This window comes from Desulfovibrio piger ATCC 29098, from assembly GCF_000156375.1.
GTDB classification, from domain to species: domain Bacteria; phylum Desulfobacterota; class Desulfovibrionia; order Desulfovibrionales; family Desulfovibrionaceae; genus Desulfovibrio; species Desulfovibrio piger.
Window position 1 is genome coordinate 65,139 of the sequence record NZ_DS996351.1, and the last position, 25,837, is coordinate 90,975.

Consider the following 25,837-nt stretch of genomic DNA (forward strand, 5'->3'; position numbering starts at 1 on the left):
CATTTGTTGGAGCGGGAGACGGGATTTGAACCCGCGACTTCAACCTTGGCAAGGTTGCACTCTACCACTGAGTTACTCCCGCTCAACGAAAGAGGGTTCTACGCTAGAGACCCCCTTTCTGTCAAGCAGCTTTTTTCATTTTGTCGAAAAATAAAAAATTAATTTCCCAACATGCTGCTTTTAATGATTTTATTCCGTGGGACGCTTGTCGATGATGCGCTTGGCCTTGCCTTCGGAGCGCTGGATGGAGTGCGGCTCCATGAGGCGGACCTTGGTGGTGACGCCCAGGAATTCCTTGATGCTCTTCTGGATGGAGCTTTCCAGGCTCTGCAGCTTGCGGATCTCGTCGGCGAAGAGGGTCTCGTTCATCTCCACCTGGACTTCCAGGGTATCCAGGTTGTTCACGCGGTCCACGATGATCTGGTAGTTGGGGCTCAGGTTCTGGTTTTCCATGAGCAGGGCTTCGATCTGCTGCGGGAAGACGTTGACGCCGCGGATGATGAGCATGTCGTCGCTGCGGCCACGGATGCGGGTCAGGCGCACATGGGTGCGTCCGCAGCGGCAGGGGGTGTAGTCCAGGCTGGTCAGGTCGCGGGTGCGGTAGCGGATCAGCGGGATGCCTTCCTTGGTGAGGGTGGTGATGACCAGTTCGCCCACCTCGCCCTCGGGGAGCTGTTCGCCGGTGACGGGGTCGATGATCTCGGGCAGGAAGTGGTCTTCCCACAGGTGCATGCCGCACTTGGATTCCAGGCATTCCATGGCCACGCCGGGGCCCATGACTTCGGAAAGGCCGTAGATGTTCAGGGCATTGATGCCCATCTTCTGTTCGATGTCCTGGCGCATCTCTTCGGTCCAGGGCTCGGCACCGAACACGCCGGTGCGCAGGGGCAGGTCACGGAAGTCGATGCCCACTTCCTGGCCGGCTTCCCACAGGTGCAGGGCGTAGGAGGGCGTACAGCACAGGGCCGTGGCGCCGAAGTCGCGCAGCAGGTAGGCCTGGCGACGCGTGGCACCGCCCGAGGCCGGGACCACCGTGGCGCCGATGCGCTCGGCACCGCCGTGGGCGCCCAGACCGCCGGTGAACAGGCCGTAGCCGTAGGCCACATGCACGATGTCCGTCTGGTTGACGCCGGCGGCGGAGAGGCTGCGGCCGGCCAGTTCGGCCCAGTTGTGCAGGTCGCGGGCGGTATAGCCCACCACCACGGCCTTGCCGGTGGTGCCGCTGGAGGCGTGCAGGCGGACGATGTTGTCACGCGGCACGGCGAACAGACCGAAAGGATAGTAATTGCGCAGGTCCTGCTTTTCGGTGAAGGGCAGGTTCTTCAGATCGGCCAGGCTCTTGATGTCGCCGGGCTTGATACCGCTCTCGTCGAAGCGTTTGCGGTAGAAGGGCACATTGGCATAGACACGGGAGCAAAGGTCCTGCAGACGGCGCAATTGCAGGGCTTCGATATCTTCGCGGGGCAGCGTTTCCTTGTCGATATTGAAAATCACGGCGTTTCTCCTTGAAATCCTGAGTAGTCTATGGATGACGCAAAAGCCCCCCAAGGTCAAGATATCTGCTTGAAAAACATGGATAACATATTGCAATGCAATGTCTTTTTTTATGCCTGGGACAACGCGCCCGGGCCCCTCGGGGCCGGGTGGGATTGTTGCCCTCGGGTACGCTTTGAGGTATGGGAGGGACATGCAAAACCTTATCTCTACCCCCAAGAAATATTCGGAACTGCCTACGGCGGAAAAAATGGCCGTCATCAAGGCATGGCTTGAGGAACACAAGGCTGTCGACGTGGTCGAGATCGACCTGGCCGGCCAGGGTGCCTTCACGGACGCCCTGCTGGTGGTCAGCGCCACCTCCGTGCGTCATGCCCAGAGCCTGGCGGACGGCGTCTCTGCCCTGTGCCATGAACAGAACTTCGAATACCTGCGCATGGAAGGCTACAACACCGGCCAGTGGATCCTGGTGGACTGCAACGACATCGTGGTCAACATCTTCCAGCAGTCCGTGCGCGACCTCTACCAGCTGGAGAACCTGTGGGGCGCGGCTGCCGCTGCCCTCAACAAGGAGCCCCGTGCATGACCCCCACCCTGTTGCTCATCCTTGACGGCTGGGGCCTGACGGAGAAAGGGGAAGGCAATGCCCCCTGGGTGGCGGCCACGCCCCATCTGGATGACCTGATGGCGCGCTGCCCCCACAGGCGCCTTGCCGCCTCCGGGCGCGAAGTGGGCCTGCCTGCCGGCTATATGGGCAACTCCGAGGTGGGACACCTCAACATCGGTGCGGGACGCATCGTCTATCAGGACATGACGCGCATCGACGTGGCCCTTGAAGACGGCTCCCTGTTCCACAACCCCGTGCTGCTGGACGTGCTGGAAAAGACGCGCCGCAGCGGCGGCCGCCTGCATCTGGCGGGCCTGCTCTCCGACGGCGGCGTGCACAGCCACATCAACCATCTGGTGGCCCTGTGCGCCATGGCTTTTGCCGCCGGCGTGCCGGTACGCATCCACTGTTTCATGGACGGGCGCGACACCCCGCCCCAGAGCGGCGCCTCCTACGTGCGCAACCTGCTGGAACAGATCGTCCCCATGAAGGACGTGCGCGTGGCCAGTCTGGCGGGGCGCTTCTACGCCATGGACCGCGACAAGCGCTGGGAGCGCGTGTCCGAGGTCTGGGATCTCATGGTCCACGGCAAGGGCCGCAAGGCCACGGATGCCGTGCAGGCCGTGGAAGATTCCTATGCCGAGGGCGTCAGCGACGAATTCCTCAAGCCCGTGCTGCTGGAAGGCGAGGATGCCTCCACCCTGCAGGACGGCGACGGCCTGTTCTTCTACAATTTCCGCGCCGACCGCATGCGCGAGCTTTCCCAGGCCTTCGTGGACGCGGACTTCACCGGTTTCGACCGGGGCAGGGTGCCGCAGCTGGCTGCCGTGGCTTCCATGACGGCCTATGACGCCCACTTCCCCCTGCCGGTGGCCTTCCCCAAGGAATCCGTGACCATGGGCCTGGGCGAAGTGGTCTCGCAGCAGGGCATGCACCAGCTGCGGCTGGCCGAAACGGAAAAATACGCGCACGTCACCTATTTCTTCAACGGCGGTGTGGAAGAACCCCTGCCGCTGGAAGACCGCATCCTCGTGCCTTCGCCGCGCGAGGTGCAGACCTATGACCAGAAGCCGGCCATGAGCGCCCGCGAGGTCACGGACAAGTTCGTGGAAGCTTGGCAGAGCGGCCAGTACGATCTGGTGGTCTGCAACCTGGCCAACGGCGACATGGTGGGCCATACGGGCGTGCTTTCCGCCGCCGTGGAAGCCTGCACGGTGGTGGATGAATGCGTGGGCCGCATGGTTGCTGCCGTGGAGGCCCGTAAGGGCCGGATGCTGCTCATCGCCGACCACGGCAACTGCGAAGTCATGAAGGACGGGCAGGGCAAGCCCCAGACCGCCCACACCACCAATCCCGTACCCTGCATCCTGCTGGATGCTTCCGGCAAGGAATGGCGCCTGCATGACGGCAAACTGGCCGATGTGGCCCCGACCCTGCTGCGCATGTGGGGCATCGCCCAGCCTGAAGCCATGACGGGGACGTCTCTGGTGGAGGAAGCCCATGTCCGGTAGCCAGAGACCTTTGGAGCCTGTGGCCCCTGACGGCATGGAGCTGCTGTTCTTCTACCGCTGCCCCCACTGCCTGCGCCATGTGCCGCTGGTCAATCCGGTGGAGCCGCGCAATGTGCGTTGCGATGGCTGCGGCAAGCAGTTCCCCATCATCCCGGTGGACGAGCACGGCCTGCATTATGTGCGCATCATGCTGGCCAACGGCAAGGCCGCTGCCAATCCCGACTATCTGTAAGCATCGCCATACGGCCGGAGGAGAGCCCCTCCGGCCGTTTTCTCTGCTGCGATGCTTTTTCTCCACGCTTCCAAATATACCGAGCAAACGACATGAAGATCTGTCCTGTCATCTTGTGCGGGGGCGCCGGCACTCGTCTGTGGCCCCTGTCACGTCGCAAGTATCCCAAGCAATTCATGGACTTGGGCGGCCATACGCTGTTCGAGGACACGCTGCAGCGTCTTGCGGCCGTGCCCGGGCTGGCCGCGCCCGTGGTCATCTGCAATGAAGAGCAGCGCTTCCTTGCCGCCGCAGCCTTGCAGCGTCAGGGACTGGGCGGCCAGATCCTGCTGGAACCGGAACCGCGCAATACGGCACCGGCCATCGCCGCCGCCGCGCTGGCCGTGACGGCGGCCTGCGATGTGGAAGACGGTGACCCCATCCTGCTGGTCCTGCCTTCGGATCATGTGCTGGAAGATCTGCCCGCCTTTGCCGCCGCCGTCGCACAGGCTGTGGAATGCGCCCGTGAAGGGGCCCTGGTCACCTTCGGCGTCACGCCTGACCGGCCCGAGACCGGCTACGGCTATATCGAAAAGGGCGATGCCCTGGCCTCCGGCTTCGCGGTCCGCCGTTTCGTGGAAAAACCCGCGCAGGAAGCTGCCGAAGCCATGCTGGCGCAGGGCGGCTATTTCTGGAACAGCGGCATGTTCGTGTTCCGTGCCTCCCAGTATCTGGCCGAGCTGGAAGCCCAGGCCCCGGCCATCATGGCCGCGGTGCGCAAGGCCTGGGCCCTGCGCCGGACCGATTACGACTTCATCCGCCTGCACGGCGAATCGTTTGCCCTGTGCCCCTCCGATTCCGTGGACTATGCCCTGATGGAAAAGAGCGCGCATGTGGCCATGGTGCCTCTGCCGTGCCGCTGGAGCGACCTGGGATCGTGGGAAGCCATCTATGAGAACAGCGCGCAGGACGCGGAAGGCAATGCCTGCGTGGGCGATGTCCTGTCCCAGGACAGCCAGGGATGCTACATCCATGCCGGAAGCCGCCTGGTGACGACGCTGGGCGTGAAGGATCTTGTGGTGGTGGAGACCGGGGATGCCGTGCTGGTGGCCGACAGGGCACGCAGCCAGGAGGTCAAGAGCCTGGTGGCCCGACTTGCTGCCCAAAATCGCCACGAACAGGAGATGCATCTGCGCGTCTACCGGCCCTGGGGCTGGTATGAGACCCTGGCCCTGGGCGAGCGTTTCCAGGTCAAGCGTATCCAGATCAACCCCGGTGCCGCGCTTTCCCTACAGCGGCATCAGCGCCGGGCCGAGCACTGGGTCGTCATCGCCGGGGAAGGGCTGGTGCGTGTGGGGGACGAAGAGATGCACCTGCATGTGGACCAGTCGGTCTACATCCCCCAGAAGACCATGCATCGTCTGAGCAATGCCTCGGCGCAGCCGCTGGAGATCGTGGAAGTCCAGACCGGCGATTATCTTGGCGAAGACGATATCGAGCGCTTTGATGACCGTTACGGACGAGGATAAGCCCGTAATCGTCTGAACCGTCAGCAGAATAACAGAGGCCGCGGGAAATCTCCCGCGGCCTCTGTTCGTTATGGACGCTCGCTCGTAGACCCGTGGCGCCCAATAAAGCCCCCCACTGAGCGAGTGGTTATGGCTCCAGAAACACAAAAAAGGGCGGGCAGCCCGATAAAGCCTGACAGTCCCTCAGAGCCCGTCCGGTATAGGCACAGCCAGATGGATGAAACGGATTTTTCTTTGCGATCATCCAGAGGTGTTTCCTGGTGTCACAGGGCAATCACCGGGCACAGGACGGGCCAGGAAAAAAGTTTTTTGGCGAGGAAGGGGAGCGCGAGGGGGAGGACGCACCTTTTGTCCACAAAAGGGGGGCCTCCCCCTCGCTGTGCAGAGGACGCCTTGCGCGAGCAGACGCGCCGCCGCCTTTTGTCCTGCAGGCATAAAAAAAGGGGGAGCATTGCTGCTCCCCCCAAAGATGACACACGGTCGAAGATTACTCTTCGTCGCCTTCCCACTTGATGAAGCCGGGATTGACGTTGACCATGGCGTTGACGATCAGTTCCACCAGGCCGCCGTAGGCGAAGCTGTTCTTGGTGTACAGATCGCTGTGTTCCAGCATTTCGCGGATCTGGCCCTTGCAGTTGGAGCAGGGAGCGCAGATGTACTTCTTGGTTTCGGGGCCAAGGCAGTCCTTGAAGGCCTGGGCGATCTGCCACATCTTTTTACGGCCGGAGATGTTGCCGCGCCATTCGTCGATGTTCTGACGGGTCATGATGGCGAAGCCGGAACCACCGCCGCAGCAGTAGTTGTCCACGCCGTGGCAGGGCATTTCGCGGAACTGCGGGGCGATCTTGTGCAGGATCTCGCGCTGGGGCTGCACGATACCCATCAGACGCACGGCGTTGCAGGGGTCATGCAGGGTGACGGGGAAGTTGTTGCGCGAGGGATCCAGCTTCAGACGACCGGACATGACGATGTCACGCAGGGTCACGTAGCAGGATTCGCGGGGCACCTGGTATTCGTAGGGGATGACGCGGTCGGCGATGACGGTCATGGCCTTGTGGGCGTGGCCGCATTCACCGATGACGATCTTCTTGGCGCCCAGTTCCTTGGCGGCCTGCATGTGCTGCAGGGCGATACGGGCGGTCTGGGCGTCGTCGTAGAACACGCCGTAGTTCACGCCGTCATAGGCCACAGCCTTGCTGGACAGGGTCCAGGACAGGCCGGCTTCCTGGAAGATCAGGGAGAAGCTGGCGATGTTTTCGGGCCAGGCCATGACTTCGCCGGCGTTGTGGATCAGCAGGATGTCGGCGCCCTTCACGTCGAAGGGGGTGTGGATGCCCACGCCGGTGATTTCCGTGTAGTCCTCGTCGATGAACTCCACGTTTTCTTTCACCACGTCGGGGGTCATACCGGTGGAGGAGCCCACCTTCATCTGGTTGATGGTGCCCTTTTCGTGCAGTTCGCGGGGCGAGAAGCCCAGTTCCTGGCTGAACAGCTTGCGGATTTCACGGGCGATCAGGCCGTTGTCCACACCGATGGGGCAGGTCTGGGCGCAGCGACGGCAGAGGTTGCAGCGGTAGGCCAGTTCGCCCAGGCGGGCAACGGTCTTCCAGTTCAGGCCCATGTCGCCGTAACGCCATTTGGCCAGAGGCTCCTTCTTCACATACTGCTTGTAGATGCGGCGGAAGATCTCGGAGCGGTAGTTGGGACGGTACATCTCGTTATGGCCGGACATCTCGTACAGATGGCAGGCGTCAGAACAGGAGTTGCACTGGGCGCAGTAGTCCATGCTGGTTTCCAGCATGGGCAGGAAGGTCCAGTTGTTCTCCTTGCTGAACAGCTTGCGCATGCCGTCCAGGAAACGGTTGACCAGCTCTTCTTCTTCCTGGGGGGTCTGGGGCTTGGGGATGTTCAGCACGCAGACTTCGTCCAGAATGCAGGCCACTTTGGCCTTCTGCTCGTCGGTCACAGGCTTCCAGGGCATCTTGACGAGGTCAAGGCCTTCCACATCGGGGATGTCCTTGAGGTCGATGCTGACCATCTGGCCTTCGGCCGTGGAAATATCAGTCAAACGCAGCGTATCTTTCATGATGTACTCCCTAGTCCTTCTTGGGGGATTCGGTAGCGATGTCCAGCCAGGTCTTGGTGCCCTGACCGTTGATGTGGTCGGCAGCCCAGCTCACCTTGAACTGCAGGGCCTGCTTCATCTTCTCGTTGTTCTTCTGGCTGAAATCGGTGGGGGTGTCGCCCCAGCGGATGTCATGGTAGGTGAAGTACTTGAAGATCAGGTGGCCCATGTGGGTCATGGGGATCCAGATCAGCACGAAGAAGCCGAACAGCATGTGGATCACGAAAGTGGTGCTGTTGATCTCGGCGAAGTTGAAGGTGAGCAGGTTGTAGATGAAGTCACCGGACATGCGGGCAAAGGAGGGGTTGAAGGCCCAGGCCACCAGACCCACCAGGGCGAAAACGATGAACACGCCCAGGTTGAAGAAGTGTTCGGGGGTGGTGTACTTGCGCAGGCCTTCGTCGTGCAGGCGACGGCAAATCAGACCGATGCCGCCACCGATGATGCCGAACATGCCCACCAGGCTGATGGCATTGATGACGTTGTGCACGAAGGTCAGGAAGCCGCCGTCGGGATTCATGCCGAACAGGCGCAGGAAGGCAGCCACGACCAGGATGATGGTGCCGCCCATCAGCATGTACAGACCGAAGTGGAAGGGATAGGTGCGGAACCACAGCTTGAGGTTATGGGTGAAGGTGGCGTGCAGGAAGAGCACTTCTTCCAGCAGGGCCTTGATGTCGCCCATGTGGTCGACGTGGCGGGGCTTGGTCCACCAGTCGGTCTCTTCCATGAAGCTGCCGCCGTAGGAGCCTTTGGGGCCTTCATGCGGCACGGGGTAGAGCTCCCAGCGGGCGTGCAGGGGGCTGGCAGCCAGGTAGCCTTTCACCTTGATGGCGGCAGTCGCCACAAAGCCGATTACTGCAAGGTAGGCCAGGATGTAGAACAGAGTTGTCATGCGTTTTCTCCCATGAGTCGAGATGCCTGCGGCATCGTGGTTTCTGCGCATGGCCGAGCCAGATCCGGTCATGAGCAAGAGGTGCAGCGCACCAGGAACCAACCTCTCCAGAACAGTGCGCCGGGATCCGGCGGGTCGGATCATGCCGGGGCATGACCTCTCGCCGCCTGGTCTCAGGCGCGGAACAATTCCTGCCTTCTACCGTAAAATGCAAGAAATGCAAAGATGGCACGCAGATTCCCAAAATACTCCGACCTGGCTATGTTTTCTTGTTTATATAATTATTTAAGTATGTTAACTTGAACGAAACCATGTTTTGCGCGTATGAAAAATTTTTTGACCTCCTTTTCACAACACGTCGGCTCCGGCGGAGGGGGATGCGTCTTTGCCACAGGTCCTCCCGGCTTTTGCCGGAAGGTCTCGTTTCTCTCTTATCAGGAATTAATCACAAAAAGGGAGGAGGGAAGGGGCCCTCAACATTTTGTTGCATTGGGAGGCTGCAGGCGCTGGCAGACGGCGGCAGCAGATACGGAGGCCTGGGGGCAGTCCGGAAATGTGGCGGGCTACGGTGCCCGGGACATGGCATGACCATGCGGGGACCGCCGGGCAACATAAAAAAAGGCGACCGCCATATGACGGTCGCCCTGATGTTCAGCGGAGGGGAGGGCCTACTGGCCCAGATCCACCAGCACGGGGTTCTCTTCCAGATCTTCCAGGAACTTGTCCGGACGTTCCTTCTGGTCGGGCACGGTGATGTCGCCGTGGACATACTCGCGATAACCCGTACCGGCCGGGATGAGACGGCCCACGATGACGTTTTCCTTGAGGCCGCGCAGGTAGTCCATCTTGCCCTTGAGGGAAGCCTCGGTGAGCACCTTGGTGGTTTCCTGGAAGGAAGCCGCCGAGATGAAGGACGAGGTGGTCAGCGAAGCCTGGGTGATGCCCAGCACCAACGGTTCGGCGGTGGCGGGCTGACGGCCTTCGGCGATGGCCTTGTGGTTCTCGGCCTTGAACTCGGCCTTGTCCACCTGTTCGCCCACCAGGAAGCTGGTGCCGCCGGAATCCAGCACGGTGACCTTCTTGAGCATCTGGCGCACGATGACTTCGATGTGCTTGTCGTCGATGCCCACGCCCTGGAAGCGGTACACTTCCTGGATCTCGTCCACCAGGTAACGGGCCAGGTACTTTTCACCGCGGGTGCGCAGGATGTCGTGCAGTTCGGGCGAACCTTCGGTCAGCGGATCGCCGGCTTCCACGAAGTCGCCGTCGGCCACGGTGATGTGCTTGCCCTTGGGCACCAGGTATTCCTTGGAATCACCGATCTCGGGGGTCACCACCAGCTTGCGCTTGCCCTTGGATTCGCCGGCGTAGGACACGGTACCGGAGATCTCGGAGACCACGGCCATATCCTTGGGCTTGCGGACTTCGAAGAGCTCGGCCACGCGGGGAAGACCACCCACGATGTCCTTGGTCTTGGAAGTTTCGCGGGGCTTACGGGCGATGATGTCACCGGCCTGGATGGCCTCGCCGTCCTTGACCATGATGATGGAGCCCACGGGCAGGCTGTACACGGCGGACGCCACGCTGTGCGGGCGCTGCTTGACGTTGCCGTTCTCATCGCAGACCGAGATGGACGGACGGTAGTTGGTGGTACGGTATTCCATGATGGTCAGGGAGGCCTGACGCGTCACGTCGTCCACCTTTTCCTGCACGGTCTTGCCGTCCACGATGTCGGTGAAGCGGATGATGCCCTCTTCTTCGGACACGAAGGGTTCGTTGAAGGGGTCCCACTCGGCCAGCACGGTGCCCTTGGTCACTTCCTGACCGTCGGTCACATGCAGGCGGGCGCCGTTGGGCAGGATGTACTTTTCACGTTCGCGGCCCTGCGGATCCACGATGGTCAGCTGGCCGCTCTTGCCCAGCACCAGCTGGATGCCGTCACGGTTGGTGACGGCGCGCACGCGGTTGAGGATGACGCGACCGGTGTTCTGGGCTTCGAACTTGTTCTTTTCAATGGTGCTGGATGCGGTACCACCGATGTGGAAGGTACGCATGGTCAGCTGGGTACCGGGTTCACCGATGGACTGGGCAGCGATGATGCCCACGGTCTCGCCGGTGTTGACCAGGTGGCCGCGGGCCAGGTCGCGGCCGTAGCACAGGGCGCAGATGCCGCGCTCGGCCTGGCAGGTGAGGGGCGAACGCACCGTGATGGAGCTGACGCCGTGTTCACGCAGCACAGCGGCCTCGGCCTCGTCGATGAGGGTGTTCTCGGGCAGCAGCACCTTTTCCGCGTCTTCGGGATCGTAGACGGGGTAGAGCAGCACACGGCCCATGGCGCGTTCCCACACCGGGGTCTTGATGTCGCCGCCTTCGCGCAGGTGGGTCAGCTCGATGCCGTCCACCGTGCCGCAGTCGTGTTCGGAGACGATCACGTCCTGCACCACGTCCACCAGACGACGGGTCAGGTAACCGGAGTTGGCCGTCTTCAGGGCGGTGTCGGCCAGACCCTTACGAGCACCGTGGGTGGAGGTGAAGTACTGCAGCACCGACAGGCCTTCGCGGAAGGACGAGGTGATGGGCGTTTCGATGATTTCACCGGAAGGCTTGGCCATCAGACCGCGCATACCGGCCAGCTGACGCATCTGGTCCTGGTTGCCTCGGGCACCGGAGGTGGACATCATGAAGATGGAGTTGAAGCTCTGGTTCTTCTCTTCACGGCCGGTCTTGGGATCCTTCAGGATATCGTAAGAGATCTCCTTGATCATTTCCGTGGAGACGTCCTGGGTGGCCTTGGTCCACACATCGACGACCTTGTTGTACTTTTCGGTACGGGTGATGATACCGTCGCGGTACTGGCGTTCGATGTCGTCCACCTCGGCCTGGGAAGCGGCCAGGATGTCCTTCTTGCGGGCCGGGATGATGAGGTCCTTCACACCGATACTGACACCGGCGCGGGTGGCGAACTCATACCCCATGTTCTTCAGATTGTCGCAGAGGATGACCGTGGCCTTGATGCCGCACTGGCGGTAGCAGTTTTCCACCAGCTTGGCGATCATCTTCTTGGTCAGCACCAGGTTGACGTTCTCGAAGGACATTTCCTTGGGCAGGATGTTGCTCACCAGCACGCGGCCGGGCGTGGTGCGGTAGGTCTTGCCGTCGGGCATGCGCACGTTAATGCGGGCGTGCAGGGACACGGCATCGGCATCATAGGCGGCTTCCACTTCCCAGGGACCGCAGAAGGTCATGCCTTCGCCCTTCTCGAAGCTGCGCTCGGAGGTCATGTAGTACAGACCCAGAACGATGTCCTGGGAAGGCACGATGACAGGACCGCCGTTGGCGGGCGAGAGGATGTTGTTGGTGCTCATCATGAGCACGCGGCATTCGATCTGCGCTTCCACGGAAAGCGGGATGTGCACGGCCATCTGGTCACCGTCGAAGTCGGCGTTGTAGGCCGAGCAGACCAGGGGATGCAGACGGATGGCCTTGCCTTCCACCAGCAGGGGCTCAAAAGCCTGGATACCCAGACGGTGCAGGGTAGGGGCACGGTTGAGCATGATGGGGTATTCGCGCACCACTTCCGAAAGGATATCCCAGACCACCAGCTCTTCACGCTCCACCATCTTCTTGGCGCTCTTGATGGTGGAGGCATAACCGCGTTTTTCCAGCTCCGAGTAGATGAAGGGCTTGAACAGCTCCAGGGCCATCTTCTTGGGCAGGCCGCACTGATGCAGCTTGAGGTAAGGACCCACGGTAATAACGGAACGACCGGAGTAGTCCACGCGCTTGCCCAGCAGGTTCTGACGGAAGCGGCCCTGCTTGCCCTTGATCATGTCGGACAGGGACTTGAGCGGACGACCGTTCGTACCGGCGATGGCGCGACCGCGGCGGCCGTTGTCGAACAGGGCGTCCACGGCCTCCTGCAGCATGCGCTTTTCGTTGCGGATGATGATGTCGGGAGCGCCCAGTTCGATCAGGCGCTTCAGACGGTTGTTACGGTTGATGACGCGGCGGTACAGGTCGTTGAGGTCGGAGGTGGCGAAACGGCCGCCGTCCAGGGGCACCAGGGGACGCAGCTCCGGCGGGATGACGGGAATGACTTCCATGATCATCCATTCGGGCTTGTTGTTGGACTCCAGGAAGGCCTCGACGATCTTCAGGCGCTTGGTGAGCTTCTTCTTCTTGGTCTGGCTCTTGGTGGTCTCGCTTTCTTCGCGCAGTTCGGTGCGCAGCTTTTCCAGATCCAGCTCTTCCAGAAGGGAGCGCACGGCTTCGGCGCCCATGCCCACGGTCAGGGCGTCTTCGGTGCCGTAGTGGTCCAGGATCTGCAAGTACTGGTCTTCAGAGATGACCTGACGGCGCTGCAGATTGGTCTGGCCGGGATTGAGCACGATGTAGGAATCGAAGTACAGGACCTTTTCCAGATCGGCCATGGTCATGTCGAGCAGGGTACCGATCTTGGAGGGCAGGGTCTTGAGGAACCAGATGTGGGCCACGGGCGCGGCCAGTTCGATGTGGCCCATGCGCTCGCGACGCACCTTGGAGGCAATGACTTCAACGCCGCACTTTTCGCAGACGATGCCGCGGTGCTTCATGCGCTTGTACTTGCCGCAGTTGCACTCGTAGTCCTTCACGGGGCCGAAGATCTTGGCGCAGAACAGGCCGTCGCGCTCCGGCTTGAAGGTACGGTAGTTGATGGTTTCCGGTTTCTTGACCTCACCGTAGGACCATTCGCGGATGGCTTCGGGCGAGGCGATGGAAATCTGGATGGCTTTCAGGTTGCGGATGTTGGTCACATTGGCCGACGTGCCGCGTGCAGTGAAGAGATCGTCCAGGCTCATATATCTACCTTGCTTGTCAAAAGCTCGTTACAGTCGTTGTGGCGTATGGTTGACGCTCCGTCCCGGGGAATGGCGCGGCCGGGCATCGCGCGGTGGCGTGATGCCCGGCGCATCCATGAACTATTCCTCGGGTTCCTGGTCGCGCACGAAGCCGATACGCTTGGGCTTTTTCTTGCCGTCTTCCTGATGCAGGGTCACGTCGAGGCCCAGGCTCATGAGTTCCTTGACCAGAACGTTGAAGGATTCGGGCAGACCGGCTTCCAGGAAGTTGTCGCCCTTGACGATCTTCTCGTACATCTTCACACGTCCGGTCACGTCGTCGGACTTGACGGTGAGGAATTCCTGCAGGAGATAGGCGGCGCCGTAGGCTTCCAGAGCCCAGACTTCCATTTCACCCAGACGCTGGCCACCGAACTGCGCCTTACCGCCCAGCGGCTGCTGGGTGACCAGGCTGTAGGGGCCGGTGGAGCGGGCGTGGATCTTTTCGTCGACCAGGTGGTGCAGCTTCAGGATGTACATGACACCGGTGGTCACGCGGTTCTTGAAGGGCACGCCGGTGCGGCCGTCGTACAGGATGGTCTTGCCGTCGCTGTCCTTGCCGGCCTTTTCCATCCAGCCCCAGATTTCTTCTTCGGTGGCGCCGTCGAAGACCGGGGTCTTGGTCACGATGCCGTTGCGTAGCTTCTTGACCGAGGCGATGAACTCTTCGTCATCCATCTTGTCCACCAGCTCGCTGATGGCCGGGGAGTCGAAGACGTCCTTGACCTCGTCACGCACCACCTGCAGGGCCGCGCCGGAATCCAGCAGTTCGGCCAGCTGGCGGCCAAGTTCCTTGGCGCCCCAGCCCAGGTGGGTCTCCATGATCTGGCCGATGTTCATTCGCGAAGGCACGCCCAGGGGGTTGAGCACGATGTCCACGGGGCGACCGTCGGCGAAGAAGGGCATGTCTTCTTCGGGCAGGATGCAGGAGACCACACCCTTGTTACCGTGACGGCCGGCCATCTTGTCGCCCACAGAGAGCTTACGCTTGATGGCGATGTGGACCTTGACCATCTTGATGACGCCGGGAGGCAGATCGTCCCCTTCGGTGACCTTCTCGCGCTTGGAGTCATAGATGGCGTGCAGGTAGTCCACCTGATGGTCGTAGTCCTTGAGCTGGTCGGCCACGATGTCGTTGACTTCCTTGCTCTCGAACAGACCCTGCAGCTTCTTCACCGGGATGGCGTCCAGCTGCTCGCGGGTCAGGGCGGCACCGGCTTCCACCAGCACTTCGCCCTTCTTGTTGCCGGGGACGCTGACGGCGGTCAGCTTGCCCAGCACATGGGGGGCCAGCACTTCGCGGGTGCGGTTGCCCAGAGCGCGCATGTGATCGGATTCCTTCTGATCCAGCACGGCGGTGTCGTGGGCCTCGATGGCCAGGGTGCGGTCGTCCTTCTCACCGGAACGACGGTTGAACACCTTGACGTCGATGACCGTACCTTCCACTCCCGGGGGCACCTTGAGGGAGGTGTTCTTCACGTCGCGGGCCTTCTCGCCGAAGATGGCGCGCAACAGCTTTTCTTCCGGGGTCAGCTGGGTCTCGCCCTTGGGGGTGATCTTGCCGACCAGGATGTCGTCAGGCTTCACGGCCGCACCGATGCGGATGATGCCGCTGTCGTCCAGGTTGCGCAGCATGTCTTCGCTGACGTTGGGGATGTCGCGGGTGATCTCTTCGGGTCCGAGCTTGGTGTCGCGGGCCACCACTTCGAATTCTTCGATGTGGATGGAGGTGAAGATGTCCTCTTTCACGGTACGTTCGGAAATGAGGATGGAGTCTTCGTAGTTGTAACCGCACCAGGGCATGAAGGCCACCACCAGGTTCTTGCCCAGGGCCAGCTGGCCTTCGTCGATGCCGGGACCGTCAGCGAGGATCTCGCCCTTCTTGAACACCTGACCGGGGTAGCAGGTGGGCTTCTGACCAAAGCAGGAGTTCTGGTTGGACTTGTGGAACTTCAGCAGGTCATAGGCGCGCACGCCGCCCTGTTTCTTGTACAGGTCGCCTTCGTAGGAGACCACGATGCGGTCGGCGTCGGCGTATTCCACCTTGCCGTCGGCCTGGGCCACGATGCAGGCGCCGGAGTCGCGGGCCACGTCGATTTCCATGCCGGTGCCCACCAGGGGCTTTTCGCTGCGCAGCAGCGGCACGGCCTGGCGCTGCATGTTGGAACCCATGAGGGCGCGGTTGGCGTCGTCGTGTTCCAGGAAGGGGATGAGCGCGGCCGAGATGGAGACCATCTGGCTGGGCGAGATGTCCATGAGGGTCACCTCGTCACGGGAGCGCATTTCCACTTCGCCCTTGACGCGCACGGTCACGAACTCGTCCAGGAAGTTGCCGTCGGCGTCCACGCGGGCGTTGGCCTGGGCCACCACCTGATCGCCTTCGCGGGAGGCGTCCAGATGCACGATCTCGTCAGTCATGCGGCCATTGCGCACCACGCGGTACGGGGTCTCGATGAAACCGAAGTCGTTGACCTTGGCGAAGGTGGTCAGCGACACGATCAGACCGATGTTGGGACCTTCGGGCGTTTCGATGGGGCAGATGCGGCCATAGTGGGAGGTGTGCACGTCGCGCACTTCGAAGCCGGCACGCTCACGGGTCAGACCGCCGGGGCCCAGGGCCGACAGGCGGCGCTTGTGGGTCACTTCGGACAGGGAGTTGGTCTGGTCCATGAACTGCGACAGCTGGGAGGTGCCGAAGAATTCCTTGAGCACCGCGGCCACAGGCTTGGGATTGATCAGGTCGTGGGGCATGAGCGTGGAGATCTCCTGGATGCTCATGCGTTCCTTGATGGCGCGCTCCATGCGCACCAGACCGATGCGGTACTGGTTCTCCACCAGTTCGCCCACCAGGCGCACGCGGCGATTGCCCAGATGGTCGATATCGTCGGCCGGACCGTGGCTGTCCTTCAACTGCACCAGCACCTTGATGGCGGTGAGGATGTCGTTGTCGGTCAGGGTGCGGGAATCTTCGGTGTCGGGCAGGCCCAGGCGCTGGTTGAGCTTGTAACGGCCCACCGGCGAAAGGTCATAGTAGTCCGGGCTGCGGAACAGGTTGTCGAAGAAGCTGGCGGCGATCTCGGCGGTCGGCGGGCTGGAAGGACGCAGACGACGGTAGATCTCTTCCTGGGCCTTTTCCTGATCGGGGATGCGGTCCTGCATCAGGGTGTCGCGGATGGAGGAAGAGGTGTCGGTGCCCTTGGTGTGCAGCACGGCGATACGCTCGATACCGGCTTCGCGCATGCGCTCCAGCAGGCCGGGAGTGATCTCGTCGGCGGCTTCGGCCAGCACTTCACCGCTGCCGGGAGCGATGACGTCTTCGGCCAGGAACATGCCGTCCAGGGTGTCGGGACGCACTTCGATGGCCTTGATGCCCGCTTCACAGACCTGACGCCAGCCACGCTTGGTGATGGGCTTGCCGGCCTTGATGAGCACGGTGCCGTCTTCGGTGGCGATGTCGGAGTAGGCGTTGTCCTTGCGGTACAGGGACTTTTCCACTTCCCACATCAGGGTGTTGTGCGGCTTCAGCAGGTAGTGCTCGCGGGTGTAGAAGTACTCCAGGATGTCCATCTTGCTCATGCCCATGGCCTTGAACAGGATGGTGGCGGGCATCTTGCGGCGACGGTCGATGCGGACATACAGGATGTCCTTGTGGTCGAAGTCGAAGTCCAGCCAGGAGCCACGCATGGGGATGACTCGGCAGGAGTAGAGCACCTTGCGGCTGGTGTGGGTCTTGCCGCCGTCGTGTTCAAAGATGATGCCGGGAGAACGCTGCAGCTGGTTGACGATGACGCGTTCGGTGCCGTTGATGATGAACGTACCCTTTTCCGTCATCAGGGGCAGGGTACCAAAGTAGATGCCCTGTTCCTTGATGTCGCGGATGGTGCGGTTGCCCGTGGCTTCATCGGTGTCATAGACCACCAGGCGCACCTTGATGTGCACCGGGGCTTCGTAGGTCAGGCCCTTGGAGATGCACTCGGCCTGGTCGTACTTGGGCTCGCGGATTTCGTAGCTGACGAATTCCAGGCTGGCGGTCTTGTTGAAATCTTCGATGGGGAAGACGGTGTGGAACACGCCTTCCAGACCTTCCTCCTTGTTTCGATCGGCTTCGGCAACGCCTTCCTGCAGGAACTTGCTGTAGGAGTCGATCTGAAGATTGAGGAGGTGCGGAATGGGGAGAGTAACGTTGATTTTGCCGAACTGTTTGGTAAGCTGGCCCATGCGATACCTCAAGGTAGGTAGCGGTTGCGCTTCGGCTGCCGGCGTTGCACCGGAACGTCCGGTCGGCATTCTGCCCGTGCAGACCGCTGTGGACAGACTGCCAAAACGCCAGTCATGCCGCGATCCGAAGCGTACAATCTATATCTCTCAGTGGGATCCGGTTTTCACAACGCGCAAAAAGGACAAACGACACTTCCCCGCGTTGCCGGCAGGGGTGAGGCCGCTTGTCTTGAAAGAAAAGGCTATGCGCGTCGGGCGTTATCTACCAGAAAAACCAGATACTTCTCCCACAACAGTTTTGGAACGAAGAGACATACCGCAAAAGCATGGTTTTTGCAAGCACTTTTTCCGCAGCCCGGAAGCTCCCCAGGAGGGGAGAGAGGAGAGGGCCAGGGGGCTGCCGTGAGCAGCCTGGGCAGTATCTATCATGCCTGTGCCGCCGGGGCAACGCCGGAAAAAAGAAACTCCGTCTTTTTTGTATGGAAAAAGACGGGGCGTCAATGGAAAAAAGCGGGCTGCATCAAAAAGACACAAACGGGGATCCGCAGGATGCCCGCCGCCTGGGGAAGGGCAATAAAAAAGGCGGGGTTTGCACCCCGCCTTCAAAAAGATCGGAAAAACCGAACTTACTTCACTTCGACAACAGCGCCGGCTTCGGTCAGCTGCTTCTTGGCTTCTTCGGCTTCTTCCTTGCTCACGCCTTCCTTCAGGGTGGAGGGGCAGCCGTCGACCTTTTCCTTGGCTTCCTTCAGGCCCAGGCTGGTCAGAGCGCGCACGACCTTGATGACGCCGATCTTGTTGGCGCCGGCTTCCTTCAGGATAACGTCGAATTCGGTCTTTTCTTCGGCAGCGGCAGCGGCGCCACCGTCAGCGGGGGCGGCCATCACCATGGCAGCGGCGGGAGCGGCAGCGGACACGCCGAACTTTTCTTCCAGTTCCTTGATGAATTCGGACAGTTCCAGGACGGTCATGTTGGAGATGAACTCAACAACCTGTTCTTTGGTCACGGACATGGTAAACTCCTAGCTCTTTGGCTAAAATTTGGTTGATTGCTTTTCTTGCTGCGAAAGCCTTAGGCGGCTTCGCCCTTCTTTTCTTCGATGGCCTTAAGCGCATAGAGCAGGCCGCGGAGAACGTTGGCGAACAGCGAAACAAAATTGGTGGGCACGGCGTTCATGGTGCCGAGCAGCTGACCAAGGAGCTGTTCCTTGGACGGCAGCTTGGCCAGGGCTTCGACCTGTTCGGCAGACATTTCCTTGCCTTCCAGGCTGCCGCAGCGCAGCTGGAACAGCTTGCTCTGCTTGGCAAAATCACTCAACGCCTTGGCCACCGCCACGGGGTCATCGAAACCAAGGGCAATGGCGCTGTTGTCGTGGAACTTGTCCTTGACAACGTCATGCGTGCCACCGGTAAAAGCGATACGGGCCAACGTGTTCTTGACGACGTAGAATTCGCCGCCAGCCTTGCGCAGGTTCACACGGAGGTTCGTCAGCTCTTCCACCGTCATGCCCTTGAACTCGGTCAGCACCGCAAAAGAAGCACGATCGGCATTCGCTTTGATCGCTTCAATGACGGCTGCTTTTTCAGACCTGGTCACGTGATACCTCTCACGTTCGGGGTTGCCGGGTGGAATGCCGAGCCAAAGATAAGTCTGGACAGGTGGATTAAAGGCCTTGCGGCCTGCCTGCCGTCTTCGACTCGAATTCCCTTGCCTTAGCCAGTAAATTCAAATGCGGGGATTGCTATTACTGCAATCCCCGCACGATGTCAACTAAAAAATGGGCTTAGCCTTCCAGGAATTTTTTCACCTGGGACATATCGATCTTGAAGCCGGGGCCCATGGTGGTGGACACAGCCATGGAGAGCATGTAGGTGCCCTTGGCGCCGGAGGGCTTCAGACGATTCACGGTTTCCAGCAGGGCCTTGAGGTTGCCCAGGATCTTTTCGGGACCGAAGGAAACCTTGCCCAGAGGAGCGTGCAGAACACCGGCCTTGTCGACCTTGAAGTCCACGCGACCGGCCTTCAGTTCGTTGACGGCCTTGGTCACGTCGAAGGTAACGGAACCGGTCTTGGCGTTGGGCATCAGGCCGCGGGGGCCGAGCAGACGGCCGATCTGGCCCACCAGAGCCATGACGTCAGGGGTGGCGACGGCGGCGTCGAAGTCCAGCCAGCCTTCCTTGACTTTGGCCACCAGGTCTTCAGCACCCACGAAGTCGGCGCCGGCGGCGGTGGCTTCGGCCTGCTTTTCACCCTTACAGAAAACGGCCACGCGAACGGTCTTGCCCAGGCCGTGAGGCAGGGTCACAGCGCCGCGCACCATCTGGTCGGAGTACTTGGGGTCAACACCCAGGCGGATGGCCACGTCGACGGTTTCGTCGAACTTGGCGAAGGAAGCGCCCAGGGATTTGCTCACAGCGTCTTCAACGCTCAGGCGTTCCTGCAGGTTCACGCCTTCGAGAGCTTTGCGAAAATTTTTGCCATGCTTGGGCATGTCTTTATCCTTTCGTTTTATCTCCTGCCACACATGGACTGCTCCAGGTCTGGCAGTACAATTGATCAACGAGGGGCAGCCAGGCTGCCGTCATCCGGTAAACCGGTCCCTACTTGATTTCGATGCCCATGCTGCGGGCGGTGCCGGCGATGGACTTCACAGCGGACTCAAGGGTGGCGGCGTTGAGATCGGGCAGCTTCAGCTTGGCGATTTCTTCCACCTGGGCCATGGTCAGGCTGCCAACCTTGTTACGGTTGGGTTCGCCGGAGCCCTTTTCGATCTTGGCGGCCTTCATGATCAGCACCGCGGCCGGGGGGGTCTTGGTGATGAAGGTGAAGGAGCGGTCAGCGTAGACCGTGATGACCACAGGGATGATCATGCCCTTCTGGTCCTGGGTGCGGGCATTGAATTCCTTGCAGAAGCCCATGATGTTCAGGCCATGCTGACCCAGGGCGGGACCCACCGGCGGGGAGGGGTTGGCGGCGCCGGCCGGAATCTGCAGTTTGATTTTGGCAACTTCTTTTTTGGCCATGATGTTCTATCCTTATGACTGGAACAGCGCCCTGCGGCGCTGCTCCGATGCTAGCCCTTGGAAACCTGCACGAAATCCAGTTCCACCGGGGTTTGTCTTCCGAAGATGGAAACGGACACGCGCAGCTTGCCCTTTTCGTAGTTGACATCGTCCACGACGCCATTGAAGCCCTCGAAGGGGCCCTCGATAACCCGAACGTCGTCGCCGCGTTCGAAGTTGAACTTGGGCCGGGGGGTCTCCTGGCGACTTTCCATCAGCGAGAGGATGCGCGCGGCGTCGCTTTCGCTCATGGGAGTGGGGCGGTTCTTACCCCCCACAAAACCGGTGACCTTGGGGATGGACTGCACCAGATGGCAGGAAAGATCCGTCATAATCATGCGGATCATCACATAGCCGGGGTAGAATTTGCGGGTACTGGTGCGAGGCTGCGAGCCGTTCTTGGAAGGTTCGATGACCTTTTCGGTAGGCACGACCACTTCCTGGATGAGGCCATTGTCCTCGCCGGAATCCATCATCGCCTTAATGGTCTTCTGCACGCGCTGCTCGAAACCGGAGTAGGTGTGCACGATGTACCAGCGAGACTTCTTCCCCAGTTCGGAGTTCTCGTCGATAACGGGAGTGTTCATATGTGCCTTCAGGAGAGGATGCTCTTGATGATGGCCGAAAGCCCCAGATCCACGAGGCCAAGCACGATCGCCATGACGGCAACAAAGCCCAGAACCGCAAACGTCGCTTTGCGCGTTTCCTTGAGCGTAGGCCACGTAACCTTACGCAGTTCGCCGCGAGAATCTTCGATATATTGCGCCAGGCGGGAGATGGGGTTGGGGGTCTGTTCGGTCTTGGAGTCGGCTTGCGCGGATTTCTTTACCATGGTGCTTCCCACAAGATAAAAAATGGCAGGGCAGGAGGGATTCGAACCCCCAACTTGCGGTTTTGGAGACCGCCGCTCTAGCCGTTAGAGCTACTGCCCTGCGTACCGTCAGGGGGGAGGGGTGCTCCCCCCTGCGGAAGTATTGTTACCTGGTTTCTCTGTGAAGCGTGTGCTTCTTGTCCCAGGGACAATATTTTTTCATTTCCAGACGCCCGGTGGTGTTCTTCTTGTTCTTCCGGGTGCTGTAGTTGCGACGCTTGCACTCAGTGCAGGCAAGGATGATATTCACTCTCATGGTACTACTCGATGATTTCGGTCACCACGCCGGAGCCCACGGTACGGCCACCTTCACGGATGGCGAAGCGCAGACCGGCTTCCATGGCGATGGGGGCGATCAGTTCCACCAGGAACTGGCTGTTATCGCCAGGCATGACCATTTCCACGCCTTCGGGCAGGTTGATCACACCGGTGATGTCGGTGGTACGGAAGTAGAACTGAGGACGATAGCCGGAGAAGAACGGGGTGTGACGGCCACCTTCTTCCTTGGACAGGACGTACACTTCAGCCTTGAACTTCTTGTGGGGCGTGATGGACTTGGGAGCAGCGAGCACCTGGCCGCGTTCCACTTCGTCACGCTTGGTGCCGCGCAGCAGCACGCCGATGTTGTCACCAGCTTCGCCCTGGTCCAGCAGCTTGCGGAACATTTCCACGCCGGTGCAGGTGGTCTGGGCGGTGGGCTTGATACCCACGATTTCCACCACGTCGCCGACCTTGATCACGCCGCGTTCCACACGACCGGTCACCACGGTACCACGGCCGGAGATGGAGAACACGTCTTCGATGGGCATCAGGAAGGGCTTGTCGATGTCGCGCTCGGGATCGGGGATGAAATCGTCGCAAGCCTGCAGCAGTTCGATGATGCACTTGGCTTCAGGAGCGTCGGGATCGTCGCATTCCAGAGCCTTCAGAGCGGAACCACGGATAACGGGCACGTCGTCGCCGGGGAAGTCGTAGGAAGACAGCAGTTCGCGCACTTCCAGTTCCACCAGTTCCAGCAGTTCTTCGTCGTCCACCAAGTCGCACTTGTTCAGGAACACGACCAGCTGGGGCACGCCGACCTGACGGGCGAGCAGGATGTGCTCACGGGTCTGGGGCATGGGACCATCTGTAGCGGCCACCACCAGGATACCGCCGTCCATCTGGGCAGCACCGGTGATCATGTTCTTGATGTAGTCAGCGTGGCCGGGGCAGTCCACGTGAGCGTAGTGACGCTTTTCGGTTTCGTATTCCACGTGGGCGGTGGCGATGGTGATACCACGTTCCTTTTCTTCGGGAGCCTTGTCGATTTCGTCGTAGGAAATGAAGCTACCGGAGCCCTTCAGACCGGCGATCTTGGTGATGGCGGCGGTCAGAGTGGTCTTACCATGGTCGATGTGGCCGATGGTACCAATGTTAACGTGGGGCTTTTTGCGTTCGTATTTTTCCTTGCCCATTGTACGTCTCCCTGAGGATAAAATTTGTTGCGGTTACTGTACTTTCAACCTTGAGCATGGTTTCGAACGCCTGCTCCCGGTTTCTTGCCACTGCCCGCATAAGTCCCTGTGTTGTTGCCCAGGGAACGTGCTTTGACAGGAAAAAGGATGACTGGAAGGGAAAAATGCAGGAATGGAGCGGGAAACGGGATTCGAACCCGCAACCCTCAGCTTGGAAGGCTGATGCTCTAGCCGTTGAGCTATTCCCGCATCCTCGATGCGTGTTGTTTTGCAGGCCAGCGAGCCGGCCCCCGGGTTTCGGCATTGCCCGGTACTGCACCGTAGTTCCCGACAGTCTACCTGTCTCCTACAGCCAAGGCAGTTGTTAGCATGTGCCACACTTCTTATTCAGAAGTGGTGGAGGGGGGTGGATTTGAACCACCGAAGTCTTACGACGACAGATTTACAGTCTGTTCCCTTTGGCCACTCGGGAACCCCTCCACTCTGAGTTGCAAGCGATGTTGGCTTGCAAGATTTTCAGTCTGGCGTGGGCTTGTCCGGCTTTGCTTCCGGTGCCCTGCTGCCCCGTTCGGCTTTCGCTTTCGTGAGGCATTCGTCAGCAGCAAGGATGTGTTTACGGAAAACCGGCCCCTTTGGCAAGCACTTTTTTGCATTTTTTCGAATTTTTTTGCTTAAAAATAAAAAATAAATAAAAACAATATATTACAATATGGCGTTAACAGTCTGTTTCTCTTGCCTTAGGGCCCGTTGGAGGCTTTTTCGATCAGGCGGGCTTCAAAAAGGGCCTGAAAAAGTTGTTTCAGCTCGTGCCGGATGCGTGCTTTGGGGACGCCGGGGAAGGTCTCGATCAGCAGGGAAAGGGCTTCGTCACGCGACAGAGGTTCGGAAAGCAGCTGCCAGACCACGGTCCCGGTGCCGTCGAGGCGGAAGATGCGGTTACCGTGGCTGTCGGTAAGGAAGAGGCTTTGCCCTGTCTGCCGGCAGCTCAGATCCGCTCGTTGCCGCCACAGTGTCCTGCTGTCCCCGGTACCCCCGGGGGGCTGGGAAGCGTGCCGGCCGTGACGGGCGGGCGGTACCGTCACTGGAGAAAGGTTCGCGGGCAGGGGCGCGGCCGGAGGCAGCAGAGGGGCCTGCTGGGCCAGGAGCGCCGCGGCTTCGTCCAGATCATCATATCGCAAGATGCGGCAGGGCAGGGCATCCAGCAGTTGCGTTCCCAGTCTGAGCACCTCCGGCGCACCGCCGTCCGGGATCAGGAAACGCGCCAGCACGTTGTCCATGCCGGTGGCGGCAGGAGTGGTCAGGAGGGCGGCACGGCTGCCCGGCGTGCGTTCCAGCAAGATCACGGCATCGGGGCGGTTGCGCTCCCCCCAGGACGCCAGCCTGTCGGGAGAGGCGCCCAGATAGCCATAATGACGGTCCCGTATGCCCGGGCGCTCGGCCATGAAGCGTTTCAGGGCAGGTGAAAAGGGCAGGGGCAGCCGCAGGCGGGGAGGCACGCCAAAAGAAAAGATCCTGCCCTGATGAAGGCCCAGCATGTCATCGCCGAGCCCACGGGCCGCGTCGGCCATGAGGCGGGCGACGAGCGTGCTCTTGCCGGCGCGATTGTCGCCGCAAAAAAGCAGGGTGCGTCCGTGCAGGCGCACGGCCGCGGCATGGAGGGAGATGAGCCCGGGGCAGGCATGGCAGCAGGCGGCCACCAGTTCTATGGCCAGACTGCACAGCAGGCAGGCCCGGGAAGGCTCATGGCGGGGAGCGGGAAGCCAGGGAGAGCGCAGACGATAGCCCAGCCCCTGTTGCGCGACGTCCAGCCGCGGCCCTGTCCTAGATGAGGAAGATGGAAGTGTGCCGGGAGGAGCGGATATGGCCGGGAGCCCTTCAGGCTGCGAGGCATGGGGCCAGAGCCGGAAAAAATCGTCCAGCGCGGGCAGCAATCCTTCGCAGTCGTGCAGGCGCACGGCTCCCGGCACACCGGCAAAAAAGATATCCTGACACGCCATGTCTAATAACGATCCGGCCGGAAGCCTCCCAGGGCGTCATTGAAGGTGTCGCGCAGGCGGTCTCCGGCTTCGCGATGCCAGCCTTCATTATAGCGGCCGTCATAACGGTCACGGTAATCATAGTTCCGGGAGGGACGGGAATGGCGGCGCGAGGGACGACTGCGGCGGCTGCGCCGGGAGTAGCGGCTGCGTCGGGAATAATGACTGCCGTGCGTATAGCGGCTGCGTCGCCGATGCGAGGGCCGGGAATGGGCCTCGGCCTCATTGACGCACAGCAGGACCGGCGTCGCATAGAGCAGGCCCGTGGCGGCCAGGCCGGCCAGGAAGGCGCGGCGCTTGCTGCGGAGGCTGTCTTCGGAAGGGGCGGATGATGCTGTCTTCATGATGCCCTCCTGCCCGGGAACGGGTCAGGTAAAAGTATGCTGAATAGCAGACGAAAAACGGCCTGTCAGAAGAGTGTGCCAGCAAAGCGGGATCTTGCCAAGGGGCAGCGTCCGTGAGGCTGTGGAGCCAGTCTGCGGCGGCAGGCATGAGCGAAGCGTCAGGATGGGCATGACCGGCACTGTCGTTTTTCCGGCAGGGGGTTATCCGGGACGAAAGGTCGTCCTTTGCCGCATCATGCCGGGCTGCTTCCAGGACAAAGGTGGGCAGTTGCCGGACGGCATGCGGGCGGCGCCCCTCTGCCGGATATGCCTGCAGCGGGAACACGGTAATGCCGGGCGGCACGATGTCAGCAGGTCCGTTGCCGGGCCCGGGCCAGGAAGGCGTCGGCCTTGCGATACTCCGGTGCATCCAGCAGGCTGGTCACGGTGAAGACCAGCAGGGAGAGGCAGACGCCCAGGATCACCTGCAGGGCCGATTGCTGCGCCCAGAAGGCGGGCAAAGGCAGCCCCAGGAAGATGGCCAGATTGTACAGGCAGTAGGCAAGACCGCAGAGCATGGAACACAGGGCGCCCCTGCTGGTGCCGCGCCGCCAGAAAAAGGC

At 60.9% G+C, this 25,837-nt stretch carries 20 protein-coding genes and 4 tRNA genes; 4 read left to right on the forward strand and 20 right to left on the reverse strand.

The features are described 5' to 3' along the window. Positions 1-7 precede the first annotated feature (7 nt). Positions 8-82 (reverse strand) — tRNA-Gly (locus DESPIG_RS00280). A 107-nt stretch (positions 83-189) separates the two neighbouring features. Further along, positions 190-1,494 (reverse strand): phenylacetate--CoA ligase family protein, encoded by a 1,305-nt coding sequence (locus tag DESPIG_RS00285; protein ID WP_040368905.1) that lies wholly within the window; start codon positions 1,492-1,494, stop codon positions 190-192. A 193-nt stretch (positions 1,495-1,687) separates the two neighbouring features. Between DESPIG_RS00285 and rsfS the strand changes: the two genes are divergently transcribed. The 4 genes from rsfS (at position 1,688) to DESPIG_RS00305 (ending at position 5,352) form a co-directional block, all read left to right on the forward strand. Next, a complete protein-coding gene (rsfS, locus tag DESPIG_RS00290) occupies positions 1,688-2,080 on the forward strand; it encodes a ribosome silencing factor (protein ID WP_006003591.1) in 393 nt (130 codons plus the stop codon). After that, positions 2,077-3,612, forward strand: coding sequence for a 2,3-bisphosphoglycerate-independent phosphoglycerate mutase (gene gpmI, locus DESPIG_RS00295; protein ID WP_006003593.1), 1,536 nt, complete (start codon positions 2,077-2,079; stop codon positions 3,610-3,612). The genes rsfS and gpmI overlap by 4 nt, the downstream gene beginning before the upstream one ends. Further along, positions 3,602-3,844 (forward strand): hypothetical protein, encoded by a 243-nt coding sequence (locus tag DESPIG_RS00300; RefSeq protein ID WP_006003594.1) that lies wholly within the window; start codon positions 3,602-3,604, stop codon positions 3,842-3,844. Before gpmI ends, DESPIG_RS00300 begins: the two co-directional genes overlap by 11 nt. 92 nt (positions 3,845-3,936) lie before the next feature. Beyond that, the gene (locus DESPIG_RS00305; protein ID WP_006003596.1) at positions 3,937-5,352 is read left to right on the forward strand and encodes a mannose-1-phosphate guanylyltransferase/mannose-6-phosphate isomerase; all 1,416 of its coding nucleotides are present in this window, start codon (positions 3,937-3,939) and stop codon (positions 5,350-5,352) included. A 487-nt stretch (positions 5,353-5,839) separates the two neighbouring features. On the opposite strand, the gene DESPIG_RS00310 is transcribed toward DESPIG_RS00305, so the two are convergent. The 18 genes from DESPIG_RS00310 to DESPIG_RS00390 all read right to left on the reverse strand — a co-directional run. Beyond that, complete coding sequence (locus DESPIG_RS00310; protein WP_006003598.1) at positions 5,840-7,438, reverse strand: (Fe-S)-binding protein; 1,599 nt, start codon at positions 7,436-7,438, stop codon at positions 5,840-5,842. Positions 7,439-7,448: 10 nt separating this feature from the next. Further along, the gene (locus DESPIG_RS00315) at positions 7,449-8,372 is read right to left on the reverse strand and encodes a respiratory nitrate reductase subunit gamma (protein WP_040368906.1); all 924 of its coding nucleotides are present in this window, start codon (positions 8,370-8,372) and stop codon (positions 7,449-7,451) included. A 668-nt stretch (positions 8,373-9,040) separates the two neighbouring features. Then, entirely contained in the window at positions 9,041-13,210 is a 4,170-nt protein-coding gene (gene rpoC, locus DESPIG_RS00320) for a DNA-directed RNA polymerase subunit beta' (RefSeq protein ID WP_006003604.1), read from the reverse strand. Between the two features lie 120 nt (positions 13,211-13,330). Then, positions 13,331-17,467, reverse strand: a complete 4,137-nt coding sequence (rpoB, locus tag DESPIG_RS00325; protein WP_006003606.1) for a DNA-directed RNA polymerase subunit beta — start codon at positions 17,465-17,467, stop codon at positions 13,331-13,333. Positions 17,468-18,093: 626 nt separating this feature from the next. Next, on the reverse strand, positions 18,094-18,480 hold the full coding sequence (gene rplL / locus DESPIG_RS00330; RefSeq protein WP_006003610.1) for a 50S ribosomal protein L7/L12: 387 nt from the start codon (positions 18,478-18,480) through the stop codon (positions 18,094-18,096). Positions 18,481-18,539: 59 nt separating this feature from the next. Further along, on the reverse strand, positions 18,540-19,064 hold the full coding sequence (rplJ, locus tag DESPIG_RS00335) for a 50S ribosomal protein L10 (protein WP_006003612.1): 525 nt from the start codon (positions 19,062-19,064) through the stop codon (positions 18,540-18,542). A 187-nt stretch (positions 19,065-19,251) separates the two neighbouring features. Beyond that, positions 19,252-19,959: a 50S ribosomal protein L1 gene (gene rplA / locus DESPIG_RS00340; RefSeq protein ID WP_040368907.1), complete on the reverse strand. Its 708-nt coding sequence runs from the start codon at positions 19,957-19,959 to the stop codon at positions 19,252-19,254. A 109-nt stretch (positions 19,960-20,068) separates the two neighbouring features. After that, positions 20,069-20,491: a 50S ribosomal protein L11 gene (gene rplK / locus DESPIG_RS00345; protein WP_006003616.1), complete on the reverse strand. Its 423-nt coding sequence runs from the start codon at positions 20,489-20,491 to the stop codon at positions 20,069-20,071. A gap of 50 nt (positions 20,492-20,541) precedes the next feature. Further along, complete coding sequence (gene nusG / locus DESPIG_RS00350) at positions 20,542-21,117, reverse strand: transcription termination/antitermination protein NusG (RefSeq protein WP_006003618.1); 576 nt, start codon at positions 21,115-21,117, stop codon at positions 20,542-20,544. A gap of 8 nt (positions 21,118-21,125) precedes the next feature. Continuing rightward, positions 21,126-21,362, reverse strand: coding sequence for a preprotein translocase subunit SecE (gene secE, locus DESPIG_RS00355; RefSeq protein WP_006003620.1), 237 nt, complete (start codon positions 21,360-21,362; stop codon positions 21,126-21,128). Between the two features lie 23 nt (positions 21,363-21,385). After that, positions 21,386-21,462, reverse strand: a tRNA-Trp gene (locus tag DESPIG_RS00360). A gap of 45 nt (positions 21,463-21,507) precedes the next feature. Beyond that, a complete protein-coding gene (rpmG, locus tag DESPIG_RS13030) occupies positions 21,508-21,657 on the reverse strand; it encodes a 50S ribosomal protein L33 (RefSeq protein WP_072334080.1) in 150 nt (49 codons plus the stop codon). A gap of 4 nt (positions 21,658-21,661) precedes the next feature. Continuing rightward, positions 21,662-22,855: an elongation factor Tu gene (tuf, locus tag DESPIG_RS00365; protein ID WP_006003624.1), complete on the reverse strand. Its 1,194-nt coding sequence runs from the start codon at positions 22,853-22,855 to the stop codon at positions 21,662-21,664. Between the two features lie 173 nt (positions 22,856-23,028). Beyond that, a tRNA-Gly gene (locus DESPIG_RS00370) sits at positions 23,029-23,104 on the reverse strand. 145 nt (positions 23,105-23,249) lie between these two features. Next, positions 23,250-23,335 (reverse strand) — tRNA-Tyr (locus tag DESPIG_RS00375). Between the two features lie 257 nt (positions 23,336-23,592). After that, the gene (locus DESPIG_RS00380) at positions 23,593-24,852 is read right to left on the reverse strand and encodes a PqqD family protein (protein ID WP_040368908.1); all 1,260 of its coding nucleotides are present in this window, start codon (positions 24,850-24,852) and stop codon (positions 23,593-23,595) included. A 2-nt stretch (positions 24,853-24,854) separates the two neighbouring features. Next, on the reverse strand, positions 24,855-25,235 hold the full coding sequence (locus DESPIG_RS00385) for a hypothetical protein (RefSeq protein WP_006003632.1): 381 nt from the start codon (positions 25,233-25,235) through the stop codon (positions 24,855-24,857). A gap of 347 nt (positions 25,236-25,582) precedes the next feature. After that, positions 25,583-25,837 (reverse strand): hypothetical protein (locus DESPIG_RS00390; protein ID WP_006003634.1); only part of this gene is annotated, 255 nt, incomplete at its 5' end.

Bases quoted from the DNA above. Each gene is read 5' to 3' on its own strand.
- rsfS (WP_006003591.1), top strand. From the start codon at position 1,688: ATGCAAAACCTTATCTCTACCCCCAAGAAATATTCGGAACTGCCTACG.
- gpmI (WP_006003593.1), top strand. From the start codon at position 2,077: ATGACCCCCACCCTGTTGCTCATCCTTGACGGCTGGGGCCTGACGGAG.
- DESPIG_RS00300 (WP_006003594.1), top strand. From the start codon at position 3,602: ATGTCCGGTAGCCAGAGACCTTTGGAGCCTGTGGCCCCTGACGGCATG.
- DESPIG_RS00305 (WP_006003596.1), top strand. From the start codon at position 3,937: ATGAAGATCTGTCCTGTCATCTTGTGCGGGGGCGCCGGCACTCGTCTG.
- DESPIG_RS00310 (WP_006003598.1), bottom strand. From the start codon at position 7,438: ATGAAAGATACGCTGCGTTTGACTGATATTTCCACGGCCGAAGGCCAG.
- DESPIG_RS00315 (WP_040368906.1), bottom strand. From the start codon at position 8,372: ATGACAACTCTGTTCTACATCCTGGCCTACCTTGCAGTAATCGGCTTT.
- rpoC (WP_006003604.1), bottom strand. From the start codon at position 13,210: ATGAGCCTGGACGATCTCTTCACTGCACGCGGCACGTCGGCCAATGTG.
- rpoB (WP_006003606.1), bottom strand. From the start codon at position 17,467: ATGGGCCAGCTTACCAAACAGTTCGGCAAAATCAACGTTACTCTCCCC.
- rplL (WP_006003610.1), bottom strand. From the start codon at position 18,480: ATGTCCGTGACCAAAGAACAGGTTGTTGAGTTCATCTCCAACATGACC.
- rplA (WP_040368907.1), bottom strand. From the start codon at position 19,959: ATGCCCAAGCATGGCAAAAATTTTCGCAAAGCTCTCGAAGGCGTGAAC.
- rplK (WP_006003616.1), bottom strand. From the start codon at position 20,491: ATGGCCAAAAAAGAAGTTGCCAAAATCAAACTGCAGATTCCGGCCGGC.
- nusG (WP_006003618.1), bottom strand. From the start codon at position 21,117: ATGAACACTCCCGTTATCGACGAGAACTCCGAACTGGGGAAGAAGTCT.
- secE (WP_006003620.1), bottom strand. From the start codon at position 21,362: ATGGTAAAGAAATCCGCGCAAGCCGACTCCAAGACCGAACAGACCCCC.
- rpmG (WP_072334080.1), bottom strand. From the start codon at position 21,657: ATGAGAGTGAATATCATCCTTGCCTGCACTGAGTGCAAGCGTCGCAAC.
- tuf (WP_006003624.1), bottom strand. From the start codon at position 22,855: ATGGGCAAGGAAAAATACGAACGCAAAAAGCCCCACGTTAACATTGGT.
- DESPIG_RS00380 (WP_040368908.1), bottom strand. From the start codon at position 24,852: ATGGCGTGTCAGGATATCTTTTTTGCCGGTGTGCCGGGAGCCGTGCGC.
- DESPIG_RS00385 (WP_006003632.1), bottom strand. From the start codon at position 25,235: ATGAAGACAGCATCATCCGCCCCTTCCGAAGACAGCCTCCGCAGCAAG.